Here is a 23,737-nt window from a genome sequence, read left to right on the forward strand (position 1 = left end):
GCATGACCGTCTCCCACCCGTATCTGTGCTACGTCGCGATCGGCGACAGTCTGACGGAGGGCATCGGCGATCCGGGTCCGGCGGGCGGGCACCGCGGCTGGGCCGACCGGTTCGCCGAGATCCTCGCGCAGAAGCAACCGCGTCTCACGTACGCCAATCTCGCCGTCCGCGGCAAGACCAGCACGCAGATCAGGGCCGATCAGCTCGGTCCGGCGCTCGCGCTGCGGCCGGATCTGGTGACGGTGACGGCGGGCATGAACGATGTCGTACGGCCGCGCTACGACCCGGAGGCGGTCGCCGCGAACATCGAGGAGACGTTCGCCCGGCTGACCGCGTCGGGCGCGCGCGTCGCCACCATGACCTTTCCGGACCTGGGCAAGGTGTCACCGGTCGCGCGGCGGGTACGGCCCCGCATCCTCGACCTCAATGCGCGGCTGCGGGTGCTCGCGGCTCGGCACGGGGTTGCCGTCCTGGACGTCTTCCCGCATCCGTTCACGGCCGACCCCCGGCTGTGGAGCGACGACCGGCTCCATGCGAGTCCGATCGGGCACGCCCGGATCGCCGCCGGCATGGCCCATACGTTCGACCTGCCGGGGCACGACGACTGGGCCGAGCCGCTGCCTCCGCTCTCCCCGGTCCCGGTGCTGCGTGCCGTGGGGGCCGATGTGCGCTGGGCCGTGGACCATGTCGGGCCCTGGCTGTGGCGGCGGCTGCGCGGCCATGTGCCGGGAGACGGATTCACGGCGAAGCGCCCCGAGCCGACCCCGGTGATGCCGCAGCAGGCGGCCTGAACTGCCTTTCCATCGCCGGGCGTTCGGGCTGACTCGGCGGCGTCCGGCGATGCGGGAGCGTGCCGTCGGTTCCGCCCCAGGTCGCCCTCGGCGGCGGGCGCGGCGGCCGCCAACTGGCGTCCTCCACCAAGACCGTCACCGTTCCCTCGCCGACTCTCAGCCTGCCTCCGGAGCGATCGCACTTTCTTGCCGTGTGCGTCTGCCTCGAACAGCCCGCCTCATCTTCGAACGCGTGCACGCCCTGGGTCGTTGGACGGCTCGATGTGGCAGGTATGCCACCGACCGCGCCGGGTGCGCTGTCACCGGTGAGCCGTACCTACGGCTCGGTACGGCCCGCAATGCCCCCTTGTGCCGGGCCGTTGCCCGCCGGGGCGGGCAGGTGAATCCCCCGTCGCCAGCCGCCCTGCGCTCTCCTTGAGCGGCCGGGCCCGGGAGATCAGGTCGGGTCTGCCGGTTCGGCCCGCACGCGCTGGGCCACGTCGCGCAGTTTGATGTTGTGGTTCTGGGAGATGCGGCGCAGCACGCTGAAGGCCTCGTCGGCGCTCAGCTTGTGGCGTTCCATGAGGATGCCCATGGCCTCCCCGATGGCGTGGCGGGTTTCCATGGCGTGCTCGAGCTGGTCGATGGTGCGGGCGTCGGCAAGGGCGACCGCGGCGTGGGAGGCCAGCAGCCAGCCGGCGGTCTCGATGTCCTCGCCGAAGGCACCGGGCCGGCGGGCGTAGAGGTTCAGCGCGCCGAAGTCGTCGTTGTCGGTGTAGAGCAGTAGCCCCGTCATGCTGCCGACGCCCAGCGGCCGGGCCCGCGTTGCGAACCGCTCCCAGGTCGGCTGGGGCCGGGTCATGTCCGCGATGCGGTAGATGCGTTCGCCGTCCTTGCGGCGGGCCAGATCGAAACATGGGCCCTCGCCGAGCTCACCCTGCAGGCGGTCGCATTCCTGCACCGCCCTTCCGCAGGCGGCCAGGGTCACGGCCCGGCCCTTGCGTACTGCCAGGATGCCGGCCGCGTCACAACCGTCCACCAGCTTCACCGCGGACGCGGCTATAGCATCCAGCGTCGCCTGAACCGAGTCCTGGGCCAGCAGATCCCGCGCGAGCAGCGCCATCCGCTCGGCATAATCCCGCCACTCCACCGCCACCACCCGCCTCCGCCTGCCGGTGCAGCCACCGTACGCGACCTGGCCGCATCCCGGCACTGAGCAGCGTGCCCGCGCACCGCCCAGCAGTGCCACGGGCGAAAGGTCCGGTCAGCCGGGGCCATCCTCGATGCTATTCCACGGCCCCATCCACGGCCCCATCCACGGAAAGGACCATGCACGATCGCTTCCTTCAGGCATCCGAAATGTAACGTGCGGAAGGAGATTTCGGCACGTGCCCGAATAGGCCGCCATATTTAGGTGCTTCAGATCAGGGTGTAACACGGCAGTGCTCGTCGGACGCTGACGTAGGGAGAATCGGGCCACTGGGCGAGGTTGAATCTCGGCGCCTTGGAGGGCCTGCCGACAGCGCATGCACAGATCGGAATTCATTGTGAACAGCACCGACCCGGCGTCCGGATACCAGGCATACGACCGGCCTCCAGCGCCCGACCGCCCCGCACGTAACCCTCACACCGCGCGGCGGGCGGCTCTCGCGATCTGCACGATCGCCGACGTCGCGGCCGCTTTCCTGGGACTGTGGATCGTGCTCTACCTCCTGGACGCCAACCAGGCGAACCCGTTCGTTGAATTCGTGCACGGAACGGCGGACTGGCTGTCCGGATGGGCACAGGACATTTTCACAATGGACACGGAAGGTCTGCGCGTCGCCCTCAATTATGGCCTCCCTGCCGTCATCTATTTGGCGATCGGCCACGGGATCGCAGCCCGGCTCAACCGGGCCTGACAGCCCAGCAGACCGCACCCGAATCCGGCGTGAACAACCAGACGCGGAAATCCCAAAGACGGGGGCGCGGGTTTCACCGCACGACTGGTGAGCCGGCGGTACCGGGCTGAATAGATCACCACAGTGGAAGGACCAGCGCCATGGCACCCACCCCCAGTGAAGCCGATCAGGCACCGATCTATGAAGACCTGGTGCGAGAACGAGGTGACGTCGTGGCGGAGGCCCAGACGTCCGCCGAGCACACCCAGCACCGGGCAGCACAGCTGCTGAGCAGCAACCACGCCGAGCCTGCCCACCGGCACCAGGCGTAACAGATGGTGGAAGCGCCGCCTCCGGACGACAAGGCGCCCTCCGAATCGCCTTCGCGCCTTCGATGGACAGGAGCTCTTGGCAACCTCACCGAGGGGCTGGCCGGCACGCCTGGCTGAGCCGGGCGGAGGCTCGGGAAGGGCTCGGGCAGACGCATCCGCCCGGTACCGGGCGCACGCGAGGCAGACGAGGCGAAAGGACTCGGACCGGCGCGGAGGTGTGTGACAGTCACGCTCGAGTGCACCGAGTGGCCCGCCGCTTTCCCCCGCTGCGACGGGCGACCCCTGTTCAGCGCGCGAGGGTGACCTCGGCAGGACTGTTCGGGCAAGCGCTGAGGAGGCCGGTGAGCGCGGACCGTTCGACAGGGCCGATCGCCAGGCCCCAGCGGCTCTTGACGGCCACCCAGTCGGTGACGTAGGTGCAGCGGTAGCAGTCGGCAGGCGGCTGCCACGTGGCCGGATCCTGGTCGGCCTTCGAGCGGTTGGAGGCGGCAGAGCCCGCGATCAAGGCGCGGGATCCTGCTGGCTTGTTCAGTCACGCGGCGAGGGAGAGGTCGCGACGGGTCAGGTGGCTGCCGCGGGTGCGGTCGAGCGGGTGGCCGTTCCACCAGGCATCAAGGCGAATGAGGTTGAGTGCAACGGCGGAGAAGGCGGGCGACCCATGTCGGCAGCTCAGGCACGTCCCGTGCCGTTGCCGGACCGTCCTCAGGGGCGGGGTGGGGCCAGGACCGCGACCTCCCAGCCGAAGCCCACCACCAGTCGGCCGTCCGGGGAGACCTCCACCGCGCGGACCGGCCCGGGGAACACCAACTGCCCGGCGGGCCGCCCGGAGGGCAGGTCCCATACGTGCACCATCCCGTCCTGGCTGCCGCTGACGGCGATCGGACGGCCGTCCACCACTCCCGTCGCCACCGCTCGCACCTCGTCGGTGTGGCCGGTGAGTGGTTCGCCGACCGGACGGCCGGTGGTCAGGTCCCAGATCCGCACCGTGGTGTCCCAACTGCCGGTGACCGCGACCGGGCGGCCTTCCACCACCGCGGTCGCCACCATCACGCCTATTACCTTCACCAGGCCGATGTGGCCGGTGAGTGGTTCGCCGATCTGGCGGCCGGTGGTCAGGTCCCAGATCCGCGCCGTGGTGTCCCAACTGCCGGTGACCGCGACCGGGCGGCCTTCCACCACCGCGGTGGCCACCGAGCTCACCAGGCCGTCGTGGCCTCTGAGGGGTTCGCCGACCGGCCGGCCGGTGGTCAGGTCCCACACCCGCACCGTCCCGTCCATGCCGCCGGCGGCGATCACCGGAGTTCCCTCGACCACCCCCGTCGCCAGCGACCACACCGGGCCGGTGTGGCCGACGAGGGGCTCCCCGACGGGTCGGCCCGTGGAGAGGTCCCACACCCGGACCGCCCCCTGCCAGCTGCTGGTGAGGACGACCGGACGGCCGTCCAGCACGGCGGTGACCACCGACACCGACACGTGCGAGTGGGCGATGACGGGTTCGGCGGCGAGTCGGCCGGTGGCCAGGTCCCACACCCGCACCGTGGTGTCCCGGCTGCCGCTGATCGCAACCGGGCGGCCGTCCACCTCTGCGGTCGCCACGGCTCGCACCTGATCGGTGTGTCCGGTGAGGGGCTCGCCGACCGGGCGGCCGGGTGACAGGTCCCACACCCGCGCTTCTCCGTCCTCGTTGCCGCCGGTGACGGCGACCGGACGGCCGTCCACCACTCCGGTCGCCACTGCCCACACTCCGTCGACATGGCCGGCGAGGGGTTCGCCGACCAGTCGGCCGGTGGACAGGTCCCACACCCGCACCATTCCGTCGCTGCTGCCGCCGACCGCGACCGGGCGGTCCTGTACCGATCCCGTCGCCAGCGCGTACACCCCTTCGGGGGCGCCGGTGAGCGGTTCGCCGACCGGGCGGCCGGTGGACAGGTCCCACCTCCGCACCGTCTTGTCCGTGCTGCCGGTGACGGCGACCGGGCGGCCGTCCACCACCGTGGTCGCCAGGGCCCACACCCCTGAGGTGTGGCCGACGAGTGGTTCGCCGACCGGGCGGCCGGTGGCCAGGTCCCACACCCGCACCGTCCCGTCCCAGTTGCCGACGACGGCGACCGGGCGACTGTCCATGACCTCCGCCGCCAGCGCCTCCACCCAACCGTTGTGGCCGGTGAAGGGCTTTCCCACGAGCTGACCGGTCGTCAGGTCCCACACCCGCACTGTCCCGTCCCGGCTGCCGCTCACGCCGAGCGGGCGGCCGTCCAGCACCGCCGTCGCCACCGCTCTGACAACTTCGGTGTGGCCGACGAGGGGGTGGCCGACGAGATGGCCGGTGGGCAGGTCCCAGACCCGCACGGCGCCGTCCCGGCAGCCGCCGACGACAACCGGGCGGCCGTCCACCACCCCCGTCGCCACTGCACAGACCTCGCCGTCGTAGCCGGTGAGCGGTTCGCCGACCGGGCGGCCGGAAGACAGGTCCCACACCCGCACCGTGCGGTCGTCGCTGCTGAAGGTGACGGCGACCGAGCGGCCGTCCAGCACCGCCGTCGCCACCCCGCGTACCCGCTCGGTGTGGCCGATCAGGGCCTGCCGGAACCGGTGGTCGACCGTGCTGCCGGTGGCCCAGTCCACCCCCCATCGCCGGTCGGCACCGCCGTCGACCGGCACGGCGGTGATCCGTGCCGACAGGCCCAGGTCCCCGTAGCGGGCGGCGTCCAGCGCGAGCATCTGCCGACGCACCCCCGCGCCCGCATGCCGGTGCAGATGAGCCGATGCCCGGTACACCGCCCCCTCCAACCGCCCTGCGGCCCAGGGGGCCGTCGCCAGCAGTTCCAGCACCGCCTCCGGGTCTGCGTTCACCAGGAACTCCGGATTGGACAACTCCCCCTCCATCGCAGCAGATCCAGCGTCGGCATCGTCGACGCCCAGCTCATCGGACAGGCCCGGCGCGGCCACGCGCTTGCGGCGCAGGAGGAGATGCGCGGGCCGCCACAGGGCGCAGGCCAGGCCGAGCCCGAGCGGGATCTGCAGGAACCGTTGGACCACCGGAGGGCCGGGAGCGCCGCCCCGCGCGGCCGGGGCAAGCCCCTGCGGGTCGACGGTCACTGTGTAGATGCCGCCGACCGCCCAGTCCCACTCGACGAGGGTGCCGCCCGGTATCGGAGCCTGCGGGGGACCGTCGAGGACGGACACGGTGTAGGAGCCGACGCCCGCATCGCCCATGCCGTCGTCGGACTCCTGTATCTGCAGGACTTTGACGTGTTCGGTGCGCCCGTGCAGGTGCAGCGCCTGCTGGCCCAGCTCGGACCGCTGCAGGACCAGCATGCCCAGGAGGCACAGCACACCCAGGACCCACCGGAAGCCCAGGAAGCGGCAGACATCCGGCAACCAGCACGAGAGCAGGAGCACGAGCATGCACAGGGAGTCCACCCATGGGGCGCCCCCGAAGAAGGAGGTACGCGCGATCAGGCGCATGACCGCCCACAACCCGCACGCTCCCCCGACGCTTGCCGCAACCGGACCCAACCGCCGGACCAACGTCCTCGCAGTGGAGGGCTGTTGACCCGAGCCGCACCGCACGCCGTCCTCTTCCCCCGCGCCCATGACCGTCTCCGTCCTCGACGTGCCCCTCCGTGGTCCGCGGCAGCCGCCGCGCGAGGCATCTCCCGCACACGGTATGGATTGTTCAACGATCCTACAAGAGGGCATTCTTCCGGCCGGCACCACAGTGCCGCTGCCGGTATCCCTTGAGCAGGCCCAGTAGTCCCAGCTCGAACACCAGCCGCAAAGGAGCGTTCAAGGGTTCGTGACCACGGACTTCTTGGGCTGGCGGGGCAGGGTCTTCGCGCAGTCGAGGTGGCCGTACACCGTCGAGCGGGGCACGCTGAACATGTCAGCGATCCGCTGGACGGTCTTTTCCCGCTCGCCGTAGAGCAGTTGGGCAAGCGGCCTGGCCTCGGTGAGCTTCGGCCGGCGCCTTCCGACACGGCCACGGGCCAGCGAGGAGGCGAGCCCGTCGTTCGTATTCGCCACACAACTCCCGCTGGAGCTCGGCCAGTACGACCAGCATGCCGAACATCGCACAGCCCTCCATGGCGGCGCAGAACGGTCACGGTCCGGCACTCATCGAACTGCGCAGAAGACTGGCCACCGGGCCGGCCCTGGCCCGGCCGAACCAGACACAACTCGCCCCCAGGGCGAAGCCGGGGCGTACCACCGCGTCGGAGGCCTGACAGGTACAACGCAAAGGAACTGCATGGTCTAGACCAAGAAGCCGTCTGGTCTAGTCCAAAGCATGGACGCGGTCACGGTCCGGCAGGAAGCTGGGGCACTCCCCCACCCCCATCGGAGGCACACCGTGAGACGTCTTCGTGCATGCCTGGGCGCAGCCGCCGCCGTAGGACTCACCGCCGCAGGAACCACAGCCCTGGTAGCGGGCCACGCCTCGGGCGCGACCGCCGCGCTCAGCAACCGCTGGTACGCGGCGGCCCCGTACCTGATGCCACTGGACAACGACCCGCCGGACCCGGCCGGCATCATGGACGCCACCGGCCTCAAGGCCTTCCAGCTCGCCTTCGTGCTCGCCCCGAGCGGCGGTGGCTGCTCGCCCACTTGGGGCGGCACCGCCCCCGTTTCCTCGGACACAGCCGTCCAGTCCGTCATCAACACGATCCGCGGCAAGGGCGGCGACGTGTCCGTCTCCATCGGCGGGTACGGCGGCACGAAGCTCGGTCAGGTGTGCTCGGACGCGGCGGCGACGGCGGCCGCGTACCAGCAGGTCATCACCAAGTACGGCCTCCACGCGATCGACTTCGACCTGGAGGAGCCGGAGTACGAGAACACCGCCGCCATCAAGAACGAGATCGGCGCCGCGAAGATCCTCCAGCAGAACAACCCCGGGCTGTACGTCTCCGTCACCACGGCCGGCACGGCCGACGGCACCGGCTGGTTCGGCAAGCAGATGCTGCTGGAGGCGAAGTCGCAGGGCTTCACGCCGAACAACTTCTCCATCATGCCCTTCGACGGCGGCTTCAACGGCGCGTCCTCGCAGACCAGCGCACTCACCAACTTCAACGCCATCCTCCAGTCGACGTTCGGCTGGGACCAGGCGACGGCCTACGCCCACGAGGGCTTCTCCGGGATGAACGGGCGCAGCGACAGCGGCGAGATCTTCAGCCAGGCCGACTTCCAGACCGTGCTGGACTATGCCACCAGCCACAACATGGACCGCTTCACCTTCTGGTCCCTCAACCGCGACCGGCAGTGCACTCCGCCCGACAACGGCGGGCGCACCTCCGGCACTTGCTCCAGCGTGGCGCAGAACTCCTGGGACTTCGCCAAGTACTCGGTGAAGTTCGCGGGCGCCACCCCGCCGGACTCCACTCCCACTCCCACTCCGACGCCCACCCCGACACCCACGGCGTGCAAGACCGCCTGGAGTTCGAGCGCCGTCTACACCGCCGGCGACGAGGTCTCGTACAACAAGCACAACTGGAAGGCCAAGTGGTGGACCCAGAACGAGACCCCGGCCGCCACCGACTGGGGGCCCTGGCAGGACGAGGGGGCCTGCTGAGCGTCGTCCCCGGCTGAACCGGCTCATCGGTGGACGGCGCCTACAGGTCGACGGCGCCGTCCGCCGCGCAGGCCCGCGCGGCGAGCCCCTCGGTGTCCGGGTCCGGCCGCAGCATCCGGGCGACGATCTCGGCCGTGGCCCGGTGCCAGTCGCCGCTGCGGCGGAGCATCGCGTGGTCGCCGCCCCGGACCAGCACCAGGCCGGCCCGGGCTCCGGCCTCCCGGGCCCGGCGCACGTAGTCCGCCGACTCGGCGGGCGGCGTCACACGGTCGCGGTCACCGTGCAGGACCAGCAGGCGCACACCGTCGAGGTGGCGGGCGGAGTCCACGGGCGGACACCACGGCGCCAGCGCCAGCACGCCGCGCACCAGCGGGTGCGCCGCGGCCCGCAAGGCCGCCCTGGCTCCCATCGAATGCCCCAGGAGGACGGTGGGCACCGGTCCCGCCAGCCGGTGCAGTTCGTCCAGCGCCCGCAGTGCGTCGCGGGCGGGGTCGGCGTCGTTCCAGCCCTGGTGCCGGTAGCGGACCTGCCCGAGCAGGACGTCCGGGGGCGAGGCCGCTCCGGCCGCCCGCAGGACCGGGAGCATACGGAGCGCGGCCGGCTGCCAGGGGTGCGCCGTCCGGCGGCTCAGCTCATGGCCGCCGTGCAGCGTCACGATCGCCGCGGCCACGCCTTCGGGCGGCGCGTGCCGCACGATCAGCGCGGACCCACTGCGCTGCGCTGCCCCACGGTTCCTCACCAGTACCGCACCTCTCCGCTCTGGATGCCTCATCCTCCCCCGAAGCTCCGGGGCGGCGCCGCGGAGGGGGGCGCATTCAGTAGATCAGTGAGCCCTGTACGCGCCTCCAGGCAGATGGGGAGAATGCGCCGGGTCGGCGCTGTCGTGGCCGAGACACCGTGCCCCTCCGCTCCAGGTCGTCGAGAAAGCAGGTCGGCTCCGTGCTGCTACGTCTGCCCGAGTCCGTGTCCGAAGCGCAGGAGTGCCTCGCCGAGGGAGCCGTACCCGTCGGCGGGGCGACGCTGATCTGGGCCGGCTGGCAACGCGACGGGTTTCCCGAGCAGGCCGTGTCGCTGCGCAGGCTGCCGGAGGCCAATGTGATCGGGGGCGGGGTGCTGGGCGCGGCCGTCGTGCTGAACACCGTCGACGAGCGCGTGCCCGAGGTGCTGCGCCGTGCGGCCGCCGCGGTGGGGACGGGAGCCGTGCGCCGGACGGCCACCGTCGGCGGCAACCTCGTCGGGAGCACGCTGCGCTGTCTGCTGCCGGCCGCGCTGGTGCTGAAGGCCTGGGCGACGGTGCTCGACCGGGACCGCGTCTACGAGACGGACCTCGCCGAAGTCCTTGCCAAGCACCACCTCCTGCTCAGCCTGCACTGGCGTGAGCCACTCGCCAGCAGCTACCGCAAACTGCCCGGCGAGGCGGGTGGGCAGCCGCCCTTCGTGATCGCCGCCGCGGTGCATGCGCATGACGGCGGAGCGGCACGCCTGCATGTCGCCGTACGCGACGGCTACGAAGTGCTCACGGCCGAGGCCTCCTGTGACGCCGGGAGTGCCGAGGTGATCGTCACGCTGAGCGACACCGCGCTCGGCTCACTCCACTCCGTGGCGTGGGAGGCCGTTCGGGAACACGTCTCCCATCTGCTGGCTCGCCCGGTCAGTCGGTGAGGCCCTTCGCATCCAGCACCTCGGCCGCCTTCGGGGCCTGGACGTCCAGGGGTTCGTCGAAGTCGCGGAACGACGTGGTGGTGCGGTACTCGGTGCCCTTGTAGACGGTCCTGAGCAGGTACGGCTTGCCTTCCGAGGCCACGTAGAAGATGCATGTGCCGCCCTTGTCCGTCTTGTCGGTCACCGTCACCGCAAGAGCGTCCCTGCCGTCGATGCGGGTGGAGTCGCCTTTCGTTGCCCTGCCGAAGGAGTCGAAGGGTTGTTCACAGGAGACGAGCCCGTTCTCGGGCTCCTTCGACTCGCCAACCCGCGCCTTCACCCAAAGACCTTGGCCGCTCGGGGCGTTCTTGTCGCCGTTCCATTTATGGAGGTACTTGCGGTCCGGGCGCACGTAGTCCGTTGTGCCAATCCGGATCTGTTCGAAGGTGCCGCCCTTGGTCGCCTCGCTGGTCGAGTCGATCCTGACGGATTTCAGCCCGCGCATCGTTTCGTTGGCGTCGTCGAGTATGGCGTCGGCCGACCGCTCGCCGGAGGCTCCGCATCCCGATACGGCCGTCCCTGTCACCAGGCACATCAGCGCGAGTGTCACAGCAGTGACCAGGTTCCGCATGGATCCCCCCGTCCAGTCCATGATCAGCCCGGAGGGCCTACCAACCGCTCTGCGACTGGGAGGCAGGGCCGGCGTTGCGGGCGAGGTCGGTGCCGGGGAGGGAACCGGGGTTGCCTACTCCGCCGTCTTGCGGGCCAGCGCGTTGTTGTCTATCGAGTTGTGCACGCTGAAGCTCACGGCGTCCGAGCGGTAGCGGTCGTCCGACCACTCCACCGGGCGGCCCTCGCGGGTGGTCGTGACGCGGCGGACGCGCAGCAGGGGGCTGGTGCGGCGGATGCCGAGGAGTTCGGCGTCCTGCGCGCTCGCCGCGACCGCGTCGATGACGTGCTCGCCGTAGGCGAAGACCAGTCCCGTGCTGTCATACAGAAGTTGGGTGACGGAGGGGGCGTACGGGTCGATCGCCTCGACGGCGGGTGAGATCCAGTCGGCGTACACGGTGCGCTCGACGAGGACCGGTTCGCCGTCCAGGCCGCGGACCCGCAGCACGTGCAACACCCGTGCACCCTCGCGGAGTTGGAGACGGGCGGCGTCCTGCGCGGTGGCGGGCAGGTACTCCTGGGCCACGACCCGGCCGGTGGCCTCGCGGCCCATGGCGCGGGCCCACTGGGCGAAGCTGCGCAGTTCGGCGAAGCTCTGGCTGCGGCGGCTGGCCAGGACGACCCGGCGGGCACCCTGGCGGGAGCCGATCAGGCCCTCGGCGGTCAGCGCGGCCACGGCCTGGCGGACGGTGCCGCGCGAGACGCCGTAGTGGGCGGCGAGTTCCGTCTCGGCGGGCAGCCTGCTGCCGACCGTGTACTCCTCACGGTCGATCGCCCGCCGCAGCTCGTCGGCGATCTCCTCGTGTCGTGTCGCCACCGTATCCCTCCGAGTCAGCTGCTGTGCACAGCGTGACCAGCCTAATCGAGACGGGCGGGTGATCGCGCTTGCCCCGAACTGTGCAGGGAATGGGAGGTCACAATTTCGCCACTGTTTACGAACTGGTCACCACAGGCGGCATTACTGAGGCCAACTTGTTCAGACAAGTTCTCAGCCTTGTGCGTCCTCCCCTGCGCCCCTTTCTGGAGTCACCGTGTCCCAGCCGAGAACAGCCGCCCTGGCCGGCTCCCTCGCCGTCGTAGCCGCACTCGCCCTGAGCGCCTGCGGCGCCGCTCCCGACAACGCGTCGACCACCGCCGACGGCAAGAACGCGGCCACCGCCACCTCCGCCGCCGACTTCGGCGGCCTCGACGCCCTGGTGAAGGCCGCCAAGAAGGAGGGCACGCTGCACGCCATCGCGCTGCCCCGCGACTGGGCCAACTACGGCGCCCTGATCGACGGCTTCAAGAAGAAGTACGGGATCAAGGTCGAGGTGGAGAACCCGGACGGCACCAGCCAGGACGAGATCAACGCCGTGACCTCCCGCAAGGGCCAGGACCGCGCCCCGGACGTCCTCGACCTCGGCAGCTCCTTCGCGCTGAGCGCCGCCCAGCAGGGCCTGCTCGCGCCGTACAAGGTGGCCTCGTACGGCGACCTCCCCGCCGGGCAGAAGGACCCGCAGGCCCGCTGGTACAACGACTACGGCGGCTACATCTCCATCGGCTGCGACGCCAAGCGCGTCAAGACCTGCCCGACCACCTTCAAGGACCTGCTGAAGCCGCAGTACAAGGGGCAGGTCGCGCTCAACGGCAACCCCACCAAGTCGGGTTCGGCCTTCGGCGGCGTGTACGCGGCGGCGCTCGCGAACGGCGGCTCGTTCGACAACATCCAGCCCGGCCTGGACTTCTTCGCCAAGCTGAAGAAGAACGGCAACTACACGCCCGTCGAGTCGACCCCGGCCACCGTCGAGAAGGGCGAGACGCCGATCAGCATCGACTGGGACTACCTCAACGCCGGTTACGCCGACGAGTTCAAGTCCAAGGGCGTCGACTGGAAGGTGGCTGTCCCCTCCGACGGCCAGTTCTCGCAGTACTACTCGCAGGCCATCAACAAGGACGCCCCGCACCCCGCGGCCGCCCGCCTGTGGCAGGAGTACCTCTACAGCGCCGAGGGCCAGAACCTGTGGCTCAAGGGCTATGCCCGTCCGGCGCTGATGACCGCCATGGAGAAGGCCGGCACCCTCGACAAGACCGCCGCCGCCAAGCTCCCGGAGGTCTCCGGTACGCCGTCCTTCCCGTCCGAGGCCCAGCAGAGCAAGGCCAAGACGGTCATCGCGCAGGGCTGGGCAAAGGCCGTCTCCGGATGACGGCCACCCTCACGGGCGTGGACGTGGCGCCGCCGCTCGCTTCGGTGAAGCGGCGGCGCCGGGTCCCCGGCTGGCTCGCCGTCGTCCCGCTGCTCGTGTTTGTCGCGGTCGCCTTCGGGGTGCCCGCGATCGCCATGCTGAACGGCGCGTTCAGCGTCAAGAACCAGGCCACCGGCGCCAGTTCGTACAGCACCGAGAACCTGACCACTTCCCTGCAGGGCGCCTATCTGACCGCGCTGCTCGGAAGTGTGAAGCTGTCCGCCGTCTCCGCCGGGATCGGAACCGTACTCGGGCTGCCGCTCGCGCAGGCCGTGGTCTCCTCCCGCTACCGGGTGCTGCGCGAGGCGGCGCTGACCGCCTCGGGTGTGCTGGCCAACTTCGGCGGCATCCCGCTGGCCTTCGCGTTCGTCGCCACGCTCGGCAACGCCGGTGTGCTGACGAAACACCTGGGCCTCACGGACAAGGGCTGGGACCTCTACAGCTTCTGGGGCCTGGTCATCGTCTACCTGTACTTCCTGATCCCGCTCATGGTCCTCACCATCACCCCCGCCCTGGAGGGTCTGCGCTCCCAGTGGCGCGAGGCCGCCCAGAACAACGGCGCCACCGCCCTGCAGTACTGGCTGCACGTCGCCCTGCCCGTGCTGCTGCCGTCGCTGCTCGGCGGGTTCGTGCTCCTCTTCGGCAGCGCGTTCGCCGCGTACGCCACCGCCGCGGCCATGGTGGGCAGTTCGGTCCCGCTGGTCACCCTGCAGATCGCCGACGCCATCTCCGGCAACGTGCTGGTCGGCCAGGAGAACGTGGCCCTCGCCCTCAGCCTCGACATGGTCCTGGTCGCAGGGCTCGTCATGGCCGTGTACCTGCCCCTGCAACGACGGAGCGCGCGATGGCTCGACGCCTGAACCCGTGGCGGTGGGTCGTCCTCGGCCTCGCCGCCCTGTACTTCCTCGTCCCGCTCGCCGCGTCCGTGGTCTTCACGGTCGACGTACCGGGACAGGGCGTCACCTTCGACGCCTACAGCCAGATCGTCTCCACCGACGGCTTCACCTCCAGCCTGCTGCTCTCGCTGGAACTGGCGGCCGCCACCATCGCGATCGTCCTCCTGCTGATGGTCCCTGCCATGGTCGCGCTCAGGCTCGGCGCGCCCCGGCTGCGGCCGGTCGTCGAGGTGGTGTGCTCACTGCCGCTGGTCGTGCCACCGATCGCGTTCGTCGCCGGGATCGCCACCGTGCTGAAGTGGGGCCCCGAATACCTCTCGCGCACCCCGCTGTTCGAGACGTTCGTGGCCGTCCAGAACCAGAACTTCCCGTTCGTGCTCGTCCTCGCCTACGTCGTGATGGCGTTGCCGTTCGTGTACCGGGCGCTGGACTCGGGGCTGCGCGCCATCGACGTACGCACCCTCGTCGAGGCCGCCCGCAGCTGCGGGGCCCCCTGGCCGCAGGCGCTGGTGCAGGCCGTGCTGCCCAATCTGCGCGGGGCGCTGCTGAACGCCTCGTTCCTCACGCTCGCGCTGGTGCTCGGCGAGTTCACCGTGGCCCAGCTGCTGGGCTTCCAGCCGTTCGCCGTGTGGATCTACAGCGTCGGCGGCTCGCAGGCCCAGCTGTCCGTCGCCGTGTCCGTGCTCAGCCTTGTCGTCACATGGGCCCTGCTGCTCGCGCTCGCCGGCCTCGGCGGGCGCAACCGTACCGCTTCGTCCCGGGGATGAACCATGACCGTCACCACGCTTGAGACAACAGCCGTCGCCAAGGCCGCCACGGTCGAATTCCGGGGGCTTCGCCGGGAGTTCGGGGCGACCGTCGCCCTGGACGGACTCGACCTGACCGTGCAGCCGGGAGAGTTCCTGGCGCTGCTGGGCCCGTCGGGCTGCGGCAAGACGACCGCGCTGCGCATGCTCGCCGGGTTCGAACACCCCGACTCCGGTGAGGTCCTGGTCGACGGCGAGGACGTCACCCACGTGCCGGCCCACCGCCGCGACGCGGGGATGGTGTTCCAGTCGTACAGCCTCTTTCCGCATCTGAGCGCCCTCGACAACGTCGCCTTCGGGCTGCGGATGCGCAAGGTGCGTACGGCCGAACGCCGCTCGCGCGCCGCCGAGTTGCTGGAGCTGGTCGGTCTCGCCGACAAGGGCGACCGTTTTCCGCACCAGCTCTCCGGCGGCCAGCAGCAGCGCATCGCGCTCGCCCGCGCCCTGGCGCTGCGGCCCCGCGTGCTGCTGCTGGACGAGCCGCTGTCCGCGCTGGACGCCAAGGTGCGCCTCACGCTGCGCGAGGAGATCCGGCGGCTGCAGCAGGAGCTCGGCATCACCACCCTGTTCGTGACGCACGATCAGGAAGAGGCCTTGTCCGTGGCCGACCGGGTCGCCGTGATGCGGGCCGGGCGGCTCGAACAGTGCGCGGAACCGGCCGAGTTGTACGGGCGTCCGGCCACCGCCTTCGTCGCCGAGTTCGTCGGCACGATGAGCCGCATCCCCGGGCACCTGTCCGGGACGACCGTGGACGTCCTGGGCCTGCGGCTGCCCGCCGAGGGCACCCTTCCCGCGGCGGCGGAGGTGGACGTGCTGGTGCGGCCCGAGGCCGTGCACGTCACCGGGGACGCCACCGGTGACGCCCAGGTGATCGCCACCGCGTTCCTCGGTGCCGCCACCCGCGTCACCGTACGCCTGGCCGACGGCACCGAGGTCAAGGCCGACCTGCCGACCCACGAGGCCGCCGCGCTGGGAGCCGGAGCCACCGTACGGGTCTCGCTGCCCGAGCGCCCGGTGCTGGTCGCCGAGCGGGCGGCGTGAGACGCCGGACACTCCCCGTAGGAAATCCAGGAAATCCCCCCACACGAAAGAAGAGACCGTGACCCGACCCCCGCTCCAGGCCGTCCTGTTCGACATGGACGGCACGCTCGTCGACACCGAGCGGCTGTGGTGGGAGGCGGTGCAGTACGTGGCCACGGGCCTCGGCCGGCCGCTGACCGACGCCGACCAGCCGGAGGTGCTCGGCAGGCCGGTCGAGCACACCGCGGCCTGGCTGGGCGAGCTCACCGGGACCCCGGATCTCGCCGACCGGCTGCACTCCGAGTTCGGCGACCGCGTGCGCACGGGCATCGTGCCGCGTCCCGGCGCGCTCGGCCTCCTCGACGCCCTGGCCCGCGAGAGCGTGCCGACCGCCCTGGTCACGGCCTCGTCCCGCTCGGTGGCCGACAGTGTCCTGGCCGTGCTCGGCGCCGACCGCTTCCACGTGTCCGTGACCGCGGACGACACCGAGCACACCAAACCCGCCCCCGACCCCTACCTCGCGGCCTGCCGCGCCCTGGGCGTCGACCCGGGTCGCTGTGTGGCCGTGGAGGACACCTCCACGGGAGTCAGGTCCGCGGAGGCCGCCGGGTGCACGGTGCTGGCGGTGCCGTCGCTGGCGCCCATCGACGCGGCGCCCGGGCGGACGGTCGTGACCAGCCTGGAGGAGGTGACCCCGGACCGGCTGCGGGCCCTGGTGGTCCCCCGGCTGCGGGTGCTGAGCTGGAACCTCTGGTTCGGCGGTGCGAAGGTCGACGACCACCGCGCCAAACAGCTCAAGGTCATCCTGGACACCGAGGCCGATGTGGTGGGCCTGCAGGAGACGGCCGGTACGGCGGCCCGGGAACTCGCCGACGCGTTGGGCTGGCACCATCACCAGGCCGGCGAGAACCTCGGCATCATCAGCCGTCACCCCATCACGGCCCGCCTCGGCGACCCGGACGTCGGCTTCTACGGAGCGGCCGGCGCCCGCATCCGCATCGGCCGCGCACACGAGGTGGACGTGTGGACGGCGCACCTGCACTACACACCGTACGGCCCGTACGAAGCGGCCTTCGACGGGCTGGAACCGGCCGAGCTGATCGCCCATGAAGACGTACGGCTGGCCCAGATGCGGGAGACCCTGCGGCGGATCGCGGAATCGGCGGACGCGACGACACCCGTGATCCTGACCGGTGACTTCAACTGCCCCTCCCATCTCGACTGGCCCGACGTGGCCTGGCCGGTGACGAGGGCCGCCGAGGAGGCCGGACTGCGCGACTCCTACCGCGAGGCCCATCCCGATCCGGTCGGCGCACCGGGCCACACCTGGTCGCCGGTCCACACCCACCACGAGGACGACCGCACCCGCCTCGAACCGCAGGACCGCATCGACTACGTCCTCCACAACGGCCACGGCCTCGAAGTCCTCGACTCCCGCACCGTCGTCACCGGCGTCCCGCGGGCGTGGCCGGACGTCGCGGGCAACGACTGGCCCTCGGACCACGCGGCGGTCCTCACCACGTTCACCCTCAACCACCGGGAGTGACGCATCGAGAGCTCTGTCGTTGCTCCATCCGAGTGGTGTATCCCTGCCGGTGGTCGTAGCGTCGGAACGAGTCCTGGCGTCACGGCGTCATAGCGTCGGCAGGAGACGGCAGCGGGGAGCGGACATGCGCAGGCACACACTGACTACGGCGGTCACGCTCTGTTTCGCGGCCTCGCTCGCGGCAGCGGCGAGTGCGCCCTCCGAAGCCCGGCCGGCGTCTCCGCCCGCCTCGCAGACCGCACGGCCGCAGGCCAGGGTCACCGTGCTCGTCGACTGTCTCTTCCACCCGGAAGTGCGCCCCACCGACTTCATCCTCGCCTGCGGCGACGGCAACAGCCGCCTGGCCGCGCTGCATTGGTCCAGGTGGGGCGCGCGCTCGGCGAGGGCCGAGGGCGTCAACATCGTCAACGACTGCAAGCCGTACTGCGCGGCGGGCAGGTTCCACTCCTACCCGGTCGTCGTCCGGCTCGACCGGGCGAAGCCCTGGAAGAAGCACCCGCACCTGCGGCACTACAGCAGGATGACCCTCGAATACCCCGCCGGCAGGCCGGACACGTTCGCGCCGACGGTGACGTATCCCCTGTGGAACTGAGGTCAGTGCCGGTCGTCCAGCTCCATGGGCGGCCGGCTCTGCGGGTTCTCGCCCGCGGCGAGGTGTTCCAGGACCTCGACCAGCTCCTGGCAGGCCTGTTCCACCGACCGCCTGGTGTTCAGCTGCTCGGTGATCACGGCTGACAGGAGCAGGGCGGTCAGCGCCATGGCGCCGTTGAAGGCCTGGAGTTTGATCATCACTTCGACGCCGGTCAGCCGGGCGAAGGGCCCGACGTGGTCCGTAGCCGCGATGGTGGCCATGACGGAGGCGAAGAGGGCGCACAGCATGCTGCCCGCGAGCTGGAAGCGCAGGGCCGCCCAGATCAGGAGCGGGTAGACCAGAAAGAGCAGGCCCACGGAGCTGTGCACGGCGAAGGGAACGAGGGCGCAGGTGAGGAGGGCCAGGGCCACGGCCTCCCTCCACCGCCGCGCGTATCGACGGCCGCGCGCGCCGTACAGCACCAGCAGGACGGGGGTGACGATCAGGACTCCCATGGCGTCGCCGGCCCACCAGGCCGACCAGACCAGCCAGAAGCCGTCCGTGGCGAGTTTGCCGGTCAGGACGAGCAGGCCGGCGCCGGCGGTCGCGCTGATCAGCGTGGCGGTGAGCGCGGCCAGGAACACCAGCGCGAAGCCGTCCCGCAGCCGGGCGAGGTCGGTGCGGAAGCCGACCTTGCGCAGCAGGTAGTACGCGCAGACGGGCGCGGCGGTGTTGCCCACGAGGGTGCCGGTCACGGCGGGCTGGACCGAGCTGATGGACAGGACGACGAGAAGCGCGCCGAGCGCGATGCCGGGCCAGATGCGCAGGCCGAAGAGCAGCAGACAGGCCACCGCGACGCCGGTGGGCGGCCAGATGGGTGTGACGACGGCGCCCTCCACGACGAGCTGCCGCAGAAGTCCCAGCCGCCCGGCGGCGAAGTAGCAGGCAGCGACGGCCAGCGTCTGGAGGGCACGGACGGCCGGTCGGCGCAGATCCTGGATACCCACCACAGCTGACATGAGACACCGGTGCCACCCGCTCGGCGAGGCGAAAGGCGCCGGGTCCGGCCCTATGGCTGAACGCCGGGACCGTCGTGGGTGACGACCAGGACGGCCGCGTCGTCCTCGTGGCCGACCCGCTCGGCGATCTTCATCACGCCGGCGGCGAGGACGTCGGCCTCCATGCCGGCCACTGCGGCGCTGCCCGCGAGCTGCACCACCCGGGCGAGGCCTTCGTCGACGCTCAGCGAGGGTCCTTCCACCACGCCGTCCGTGAGCAGGACGAGTACACCGCCGGTGGTGAGCAGGTGGCGGGTCACGGGGTAGCGCATGCCTGCCGCGATGCCCAGGGGTGGTCCGCCCTCGTCCTCGGCGATGCCGCACCGTCCGTCCGCCGTGGCCCAGATGTGCGGGATGTGTCCGGCCCGTGCGCTCTCCAGGACGCCGGTGGCCGGGTCGAGCCGTATGAAGGTGCAGGTGGCGAAGAGGTCGGTACCCAGGGACAGGAGCAGGTCGTTGGTGCGGGTGAGGAGTTCGCCGGGCTCGCCGGTGACGGAGGCGAGAGCGCGCAGGCCGACCCGGACCTGCCCCATGAAGGCGGCGGCCTCGGTGTTGTGGCCCTGGACGTCGCCGATGGACAGTCCGATACGGCCGTCGGGCATCGTGAAGGCGTCGTACCAGTCGCCGCCCACATTGAGGCCCTGGCAGGCCGGTGCGTAGCGGACGGCCAAGTGATAGCGGCAGGCGGCGGGCAGGTCGCGGGGCAGCATGCCGCGCTGCAGGGCGAGGGCCAGCTCCACCCGGGAGCGCTGCAGCTCCGCGAGTTCGCGTGCCTGGGCGGTCAGCGACCCGAGTCGGGCAAGCAGTTCGTCGCCGTCCTCTGTCGGACGCTCGAGGGACATTGATCACTCCGGCGGGACCGTGGGCCATGGCCCCATCGGGGCAAATCCCCAGATTATTCGTTTAACGGGATGTTCGCGACACGGCGGTCGGCGAAGTCCGCAGTACGACTTCGCCGACCTGCCCTGCCACCGTCCGGCACCCCGGGCGTGGCGTCCGGATCAGCCGCCGAGGGCCGCCATGACCACGTCCTTGGCCTCCTCCTGCACCTGGCGCAGATGGTCGGGGCCGCGGAACGACTCGGCGTAGATCTTGTACACGTCCTCGGTGCCCGAGGGGCGGGCCGCGAACCAGGCGTTCTCGGTGGACACCTTGATGCCGCCGATGGCCGCGCCGTTGCCCGGGGCCTCGGTGAGCACCCCGGTGACCGCCTCCCCGGCCAGGGTGTCCGCGGTGACCTGCGCGGGTGAGAGCTTGGCGAGCAGCGCCTTCTCCTCGCGGGTCGCGGGGGCGTCGATGCGCGCGTAGGCGGGCTCGCCGAAGCGGGCGGTGAGAGCGGCGTAGTGCTCCGAGGGGGTCTTCCCGGTCACCGCGATGATCTCGGAGGCGAGCAGCGCCAGGATGATGCCGTCCTTGTCTGTGGTCCACACCGAGCCGTCCCGGCGCAGGAAGGACGCCCCGGCCGACTCCTCCCCGCCGAAGCCGATCGAACCGCCGACCAGCCCGTCCACGAACCACTTGAACCCGACCGGCACTTCGACCAGGCGGCGCCCCAGGTCGGCGGCGACCCGGTCGATCATGCCGGACGAGACCAGGGTCTTGCCGATGCCCGCGTCGGCGGGCCACTCCTTGCGGTGGGCGTACAGGTAGGAGATGGCCGCGGCCAGGTAGTGGTTCGGGTTCATCAGGCCGGCGTCGGGGGTGACGATGCCGTGCCGGTCGGCGTCCGCGTCGTTGCCCGTGGCGACCTGGAAGCGGTCGCGCTGTTCGATGAGCGAGGCCATCGCGTAGGGCGAGGAGCAGTCCATACGGATCTTGCCGTCCCAGTCCAGCGTCATGAAGCGCCAGGTGGGGTCGGCGAGGGGGTTGACCACGGTCAGGTCGAGGCGGTGCTGTTCGGCGATCCGGCCCCAGTAGGCGACCGAGGCTCCGCCGAGCGGGTCGGCGCCGATGCGCACGCCCGCGGCGCGGACGGCGTCCAGGTCGAGCACGTGCGGCAGGTCGGCGACGTAGGCGCCGAGGAAGTCGTGGCGGCGGGTGGTCTCGGCGGCGAGCGCCCGGGTGTACGGGATGCGGCGTACGTCCTTCAGTCCGGCCGCGATGATCTCGTTGGCCCGGTCCTGGATCCAGGAGGTCGCCTCGGAGCCGGCTGGTCCGCCGCTGGGCGGGTTGTACTTGAAGCCGCCGTCGGCGGGCGGGTTGTGCGAGGGTGTGACGACCACGCCGTCGGCGAGGCCGGAGGTGCGGCCGCGGTTGTGGGTGAGGATGGCGTGCGAGACCGCGGGGGTGGGCGTGTAGCCGTCCGCGCTGTCGATGAGCACGGTCACCTCGTTGGCCGCGAACACCTCCAGCGCGGTGACCCGGGCCGGCTCGGACAGGGCGTGGGTGTCGGCGCCGAGGAAGAGCGGGCCGTCGGTGCCCTGCTCGGCGCGGTACTCGCAGATCGCCTGGCTGGTCGCGGCGATGTGGTCGTCGTTGAACGCGGTCGCCAGGGACGACCCGCGGTGTCCTGACGTGCCGAACGCCACCCGCTGCCCCGGATCGGCCGGGTCCGGGTGCAGCGCGTAGTACGCGGTGACCAGCCGGGCGACGTCGACGAGGTCCTCGGGGCGTGCCGGGCTGCCCGCTCGCTCGTGCTGCATGTGCCCGCTCCTCCACATCGGTTGACCAAAACGCTTGCCGCCCCATCTTCCCTCGTGATGGCGGCGGCCAGCGAGAGCGGGGCAGCGCCGGGAACGGGCCTGCACCGCGCCCGCGGCGAGGCCCGCCGTGTTCCGGCCGGGGCCCGCGGGTTCGGATGCACCGGCGATCCGGCGCCGTTGCTCGCGCACGATGTTCTTGCCGTAGAGGGCGCCGCCCGCGCAGCACGGCGATGGCGCCGGGGCGCCGACGAGCGGCTCGAGCTGGTCCTGCGGCTCGCTGCCACGCGCTGCGGGAGAGGCGGCGGTGCACGCCGGGGTCTGGCAGAGCGCCGCCATGCGGGTGCAGGCCAAGCCTGTCCCCATGCCCCCGGTGCGGCTCTTCCGGCTGCTGCATACGGCCCAACGGCTCATCCGTCGGCCGGCATCACCTTGAGCACCTTTCCCTGGGGGCTGGCCAGCACATAGCCGGTGGCGTACTTGTCGGCGAGGCAGACCTCGAAGGCCTCGGGGTCGTCGTTGAACTCATTCGGCGGCTGCAGGAGCAGATAGGGGCTCGCCGGCTTGTCGACGCGCAGTTTCTGCTCGGCGAAGGTGAGGAGAGCGGGCAGCTTGTCCCAGCGGTACTTCTTCAGGCTGACCGGGAGCTTGCCCATCAGGGTGCCGGTGCTGGTGCCCTTCTCCACCCCCCTGCCGGGCCGGTAGGTGTAGCTGTCGTGGCGGGTCCGGCTGCCGGGGACCATGGCCTTGACCGACACGTACTCGGGGTAGACGGCGAGATCGCCGAAGGTGTCCCTGCCGGTCTTGTCCTCGATGGCTTTGAGCGCCTTGCGGATGCCGTCGGGGGTGAGCATGCCGGTGGCGAGTTTCGTCGTGGGACTGGGCAGTGGCGTGTCTGCCGGCTTTCCGGAGGCGGGGGTGCTGTGCTGCCCGCCGGTCTTCGTGGACGCCGACGCCTTGTTGCCGCCGTCCGGCCACGCCACCCAGGTGATCCCGCCCACCAGCACGGCACCGGCCGCGACGGACGCGAGTGCGGCCCGGCGCAGGCGGCCCTGGCTGTCGGGGCGGGGCACGACGGTCTCGGAGGGGGCCGGCGCCGGCGCCGGGACGGCGTTCTGCGGGGGCGACAGGGGGTACGAGGTGGCCGTGGGTGCGTGTCCGGCCTCCGCCGCGGCGGCCAGCATGTGCTCGACCGCCTCCGCGTCCGGACGTGCCCCGGGATCACGCACCAGCACTGCGGCGAGCACGGGAGCCAGCGGTCCGGCCTGCTTCGGCGGTGGCACGTCCTCGTGCAGTACGGCGGCCAGCGTGGCCAGGGTTGTTCCGCGCCGCAGTGGATGATGGCCCTCGACGGCCACGTACAGCATCATCGCGAGCGACCACAGGTCCGCCACGGGCCCGCCGTCGCCGCCCGTCACACGCTCCGGGGCCATGTAGTCGGCGGTGCCGATGATCGACCCGGTGGCGGTCAGCGCGGTGGAGTCACGGATCGCGGCGATCCCGAAGTCGGTGAGGACGGGCCTGCCGTCGGTGCGCAGCAGCACGTTGGCGGGCTTCACGTCGCGGTGCTGGACGCCCGCGGCATGCGCGGCGCGCAGGGCGTCGAGCACTCCACGGCCCAGACGGGCGGCTTCGGCGGCCGTCATCGGTGCGCGGGCCAGCCGGTCGGCGAGGGAACCGCCCTCGACCAGTTCCATGACGATCCACGGGTAGGTGCCCTCGCCGCCGTCGACGATGTGATGGATCGTCACCACGTTGGGATGCTGCACCCGGGCCAGGGAGCGGCCCTCGCGCAGGACCCGTTCGCGCAGCATCCGCGCGGAGTCCGGGTCGTACTCGGCCAGGGCCTGGTCTGAGTTCCCCGTCGTCCGCGCGGAGCGCGGGCGCAGCGGCGTTCGGTGCGTGCGATCGGCGTGCGGTGTCGCAGGTCATGTGGCGGAGCCACCTGCCCTGCGGCGCCGTGCGGCGAGCGTGCGTGCCGGGCGTCGGGGCGCAGGCGGGGAACTCAGACCAGGCCCTGGGGTCCGGGTCGGCGGGCCGGACCTCCTTGACGGCCACACCGCGGTGCAGCAGCAGGTCGCGGGCGCGCCACACCGTGCCCATACCGCCACCACCGAGCCG

23 protein-coding genes are annotated in these 23,737 nt (G+C 71.3%); 12 read left to right on the forward strand and 11 right to left on the reverse strand.

Annotated features, from left to right (window positions below; translation table 11 throughout):
* The first annotated feature begins 2 nt into the window (after positions 1–2).
* Positions 3–791, forward strand: coding sequence for an SGNH/GDSL hydrolase family protein (locus ACFY1U_RS31265; protein WP_390697481.1), 789 nt, complete (start codon positions 3–5; stop codon positions 789–791).
* Positions 792–1,227: 436 nt separating this feature from the next.
* Here ACFY1U_RS31265 and ACFY1U_RS31270 read toward each other — a convergent pair whose 3' ends face one another.
* A complete protein-coding gene (locus tag ACFY1U_RS31270; RefSeq protein ID WP_390697765.1) occupies positions 1,228–1,893 on the reverse strand; it encodes a GAF and ANTAR domain-containing protein in 666 nt (221 codons plus the stop codon).
* 424 nt (positions 1,894–2,317) lie between these two features.
* Between ACFY1U_RS31270 and ACFY1U_RS31275 the strand changes: the two genes are divergently transcribed.
* Both ACFY1U_RS31275 and ACFY1U_RS31280 read left to right on the forward strand, forming a co-directional pair.
* Entirely contained in the window at positions 2,318–2,671 is a 354-nt protein-coding gene (locus tag ACFY1U_RS31275) for a hypothetical protein (RefSeq protein ID WP_390697482.1), read from the forward strand.
* A 140-nt stretch (positions 2,672–2,811) separates the two neighbouring features.
* Positions 2,812–2,982: a hypothetical protein gene (locus ACFY1U_RS31280; RefSeq protein WP_390697483.1), complete on the forward strand. Its 171-nt coding sequence runs from the start codon at positions 2,812–2,814 to the stop codon at positions 2,980–2,982.
* Positions 2,983–3,268: 286 nt separating this feature from the next.
* Here ACFY1U_RS31280 and ACFY1U_RS31285 read toward each other — a convergent pair whose 3' ends face one another.
* The 3 genes from ACFY1U_RS31285 to ACFY1U_RS31295 all read right to left on the reverse strand — a co-directional run bounded on the left by ACFY1U_RS31285 (position 3,269) and on the right by ACFY1U_RS31295 (position 7,008).
* Entirely contained in the window at positions 3,269–3,487 is a 219-nt protein-coding gene (locus ACFY1U_RS31285; protein ID WP_390697484.1) for a hypothetical protein, read from the reverse strand.
* A 197-nt stretch (positions 3,488–3,684) separates the two neighbouring features.
* Complete coding sequence (locus ACFY1U_RS31290; RefSeq protein WP_390697485.1) at positions 3,685–6,450, reverse strand: hypothetical protein; 2,766 nt, start codon at positions 6,448–6,450, stop codon at positions 3,685–3,687.
* A 321-nt stretch (positions 6,451–6,771) separates the two neighbouring features.
* On the reverse strand, positions 6,772–7,008 hold the full coding sequence (locus tag ACFY1U_RS31295) for a hypothetical protein (RefSeq protein WP_390697486.1): 237 nt from the start codon (positions 7,006–7,008) through the stop codon (positions 6,772–6,774).
* A 35-nt stretch (positions 7,009–7,043) separates the two neighbouring features.
* Between ACFY1U_RS31295 and ACFY1U_RS31300 the strand changes: the two genes are divergently transcribed.
* Together ACFY1U_RS31300 and ACFY1U_RS31305 are read left to right on the forward strand one after the other, a co-directional pair.
* Positions 7,044–7,208 (forward strand): hypothetical protein, encoded by a 165-nt coding sequence (locus ACFY1U_RS31300; protein ID WP_390697487.1) that lies wholly within the window; start codon positions 7,044–7,046, stop codon positions 7,206–7,208.
* A gap of 125 nt (positions 7,209–7,333) precedes the next feature.
* The gene (locus ACFY1U_RS31305; protein ID WP_390697488.1) at positions 7,334–8,548 is read left to right on the forward strand and encodes a carbohydrate-binding protein; all 1,215 of its coding nucleotides are present in this window, start codon (positions 7,334–7,336) and stop codon (positions 8,546–8,548) included.
* A gap of 40 nt (positions 8,549–8,588) precedes the next feature.
* Here the strand turns inward: ACFY1U_RS31305 and ACFY1U_RS31310 are convergent, their stop codons facing one another.
* Entirely contained in the window at positions 8,589–9,287 is a 699-nt protein-coding gene (locus ACFY1U_RS31310; protein ID WP_390697489.1) for an alpha/beta family hydrolase, read from the reverse strand.
* A 200-nt stretch (positions 9,288–9,487) separates the two neighbouring features.
* On the opposite strand from ACFY1U_RS31310, the gene ACFY1U_RS31315 reads away from it, so the two are divergent.
* Complete coding sequence (locus ACFY1U_RS31315) at positions 9,488–10,210, forward strand: FAD binding domain-containing protein (RefSeq protein WP_390697490.1); 723 nt, start codon at positions 9,488–9,490, stop codon at positions 10,208–10,210.
* Here ACFY1U_RS31315 and ACFY1U_RS31320 read toward each other — a convergent pair.
* Together ACFY1U_RS31320 and ACFY1U_RS31325 are read right to left on the reverse strand one after the other, a co-directional pair.
* Positions 10,200–10,820 (reverse strand): outer membrane lipoprotein carrier protein LolA, encoded by a 621-nt coding sequence (locus tag ACFY1U_RS31320; protein ID WP_390697491.1) that lies wholly within the window; start codon positions 10,818–10,820, stop codon positions 10,200–10,202. The two genes, ACFY1U_RS31315 and ACFY1U_RS31320, sit on opposite strands and share 11 nt — an antisense overlap.
* 114 nt (positions 10,821–10,934) lie before the next feature.
* Positions 10,935–11,675 carry a GntR family transcriptional regulator gene (locus ACFY1U_RS31325; RefSeq protein WP_344401530.1) on the reverse strand — a complete coding sequence of 247 codons (741 nt, stop codon included), beginning with the start codon at positions 11,673–11,675 and terminating at the stop codon, positions 10,935–10,937.
* A 214-nt stretch (positions 11,676–11,889) separates the two neighbouring features.
* Between ACFY1U_RS31325 and ACFY1U_RS31330 the strand changes: the two genes are divergently transcribed.
* The 6 genes from ACFY1U_RS31330 to ACFY1U_RS31355 all read left to right on the forward strand — a co-directional run bounded on the left by ACFY1U_RS31330 (position 11,890) and on the right by ACFY1U_RS31355 (position 17,940).
* Entirely contained in the window at positions 11,890–13,041 is a 1,152-nt protein-coding gene (locus ACFY1U_RS31330) for an ABC transporter substrate-binding protein (protein WP_390697492.1), read from the forward strand.
* Positions 13,038–13,940: an ABC transporter permease gene (locus tag ACFY1U_RS31335; RefSeq protein ID WP_390697493.1), complete on the forward strand. Its 903-nt coding sequence runs from the start codon at positions 13,038–13,040 to the stop codon at positions 13,938–13,940. Before ACFY1U_RS31330 ends, ACFY1U_RS31335 begins: the two co-directional genes overlap by 4 nt.
* On the forward strand, positions 13,925–14,743 hold the full coding sequence (locus tag ACFY1U_RS31340; RefSeq protein ID WP_390697494.1) for an ABC transporter permease: 819 nt from the start codon (positions 13,925–13,927) through the stop codon (positions 14,741–14,743). The genes ACFY1U_RS31335 and ACFY1U_RS31340 overlap by 16 nt, the downstream gene beginning before the upstream one ends.
* 3 nt (positions 14,744–14,746) lie before the next feature.
* Complete coding sequence (locus ACFY1U_RS31345) at positions 14,747–15,823, forward strand: ABC transporter ATP-binding protein (RefSeq protein WP_390697495.1); 1,077 nt, start codon at positions 14,747–14,749, stop codon at positions 15,821–15,823.
* A 58-nt stretch (positions 15,824–15,881) separates the two neighbouring features.
* On the forward strand, positions 15,882–17,348 hold the full coding sequence (locus tag ACFY1U_RS31350; RefSeq protein WP_390697496.1) for an HAD-IA family hydrolase: 1,467 nt from the start codon (positions 15,882–15,884) through the stop codon (positions 17,346–17,348).
* A gap of 124 nt (positions 17,349–17,472) precedes the next feature.
* Positions 17,473–17,940, forward strand: a complete 468-nt coding sequence (locus tag ACFY1U_RS31355) for a hypothetical protein (protein WP_390697497.1) — start codon at positions 17,473–17,475, stop codon at positions 17,938–17,940.
* A gap of 2 nt (positions 17,941–17,942) precedes the next feature.
* Here ACFY1U_RS31355 and ACFY1U_RS31360 read toward each other — a convergent pair whose 3' ends face one another.
* The 4 genes from ACFY1U_RS31360 to ACFY1U_RS31375 form a co-directional block, all read right to left on the reverse strand.
* A complete protein-coding gene (locus tag ACFY1U_RS31360; protein ID WP_390697498.1) occupies positions 17,943–18,938 on the reverse strand; it encodes an MASE1 domain-containing protein in 996 nt (331 codons plus the stop codon).
* Positions 18,939–18,988: 50 nt separating this feature from the next.
* Positions 18,989–19,819 carry a PP2C family protein-serine/threonine phosphatase gene (locus ACFY1U_RS31365; RefSeq protein WP_390697499.1) on the reverse strand — a complete coding sequence of 277 codons (831 nt, stop codon included), beginning with the start codon at positions 19,817–19,819 and terminating at the stop codon, positions 18,989–18,991.
* Positions 19,820–19,978: 159 nt separating this feature from the next.
* Positions 19,979–21,619 carry a phosphoglucomutase (alpha-D-glucose-1,6-bisphosphate-dependent) gene (gene pgm, locus ACFY1U_RS31370; RefSeq protein WP_390697500.1) on the reverse strand — a complete coding sequence of 547 codons (1,641 nt, stop codon included), beginning with the start codon at positions 21,617–21,619 and terminating at the stop codon, positions 19,979–19,981.
* A gap of 407 nt (positions 21,620–22,026) precedes the next feature.
* The gene (locus ACFY1U_RS31375) at positions 22,027–23,430 is read right to left on the reverse strand and encodes a serine/threonine-protein kinase (RefSeq protein ID WP_390697501.1); all 1,404 of its coding nucleotides are present in this window, start codon (positions 23,428–23,430) and stop codon (positions 22,027–22,029) included.
* Between the last annotated feature and the right edge of the window lie 307 nt (positions 23,431–23,737).

Origin of the sequence: Streptomyces sp. NPDC001351 (genome assembly GCF_042896045.1) — a bacterium.
Lineage (GTDB): Bacteria > Actinomycetota > Actinomycetes > Streptomycetales > Streptomycetaceae > Streptomyces.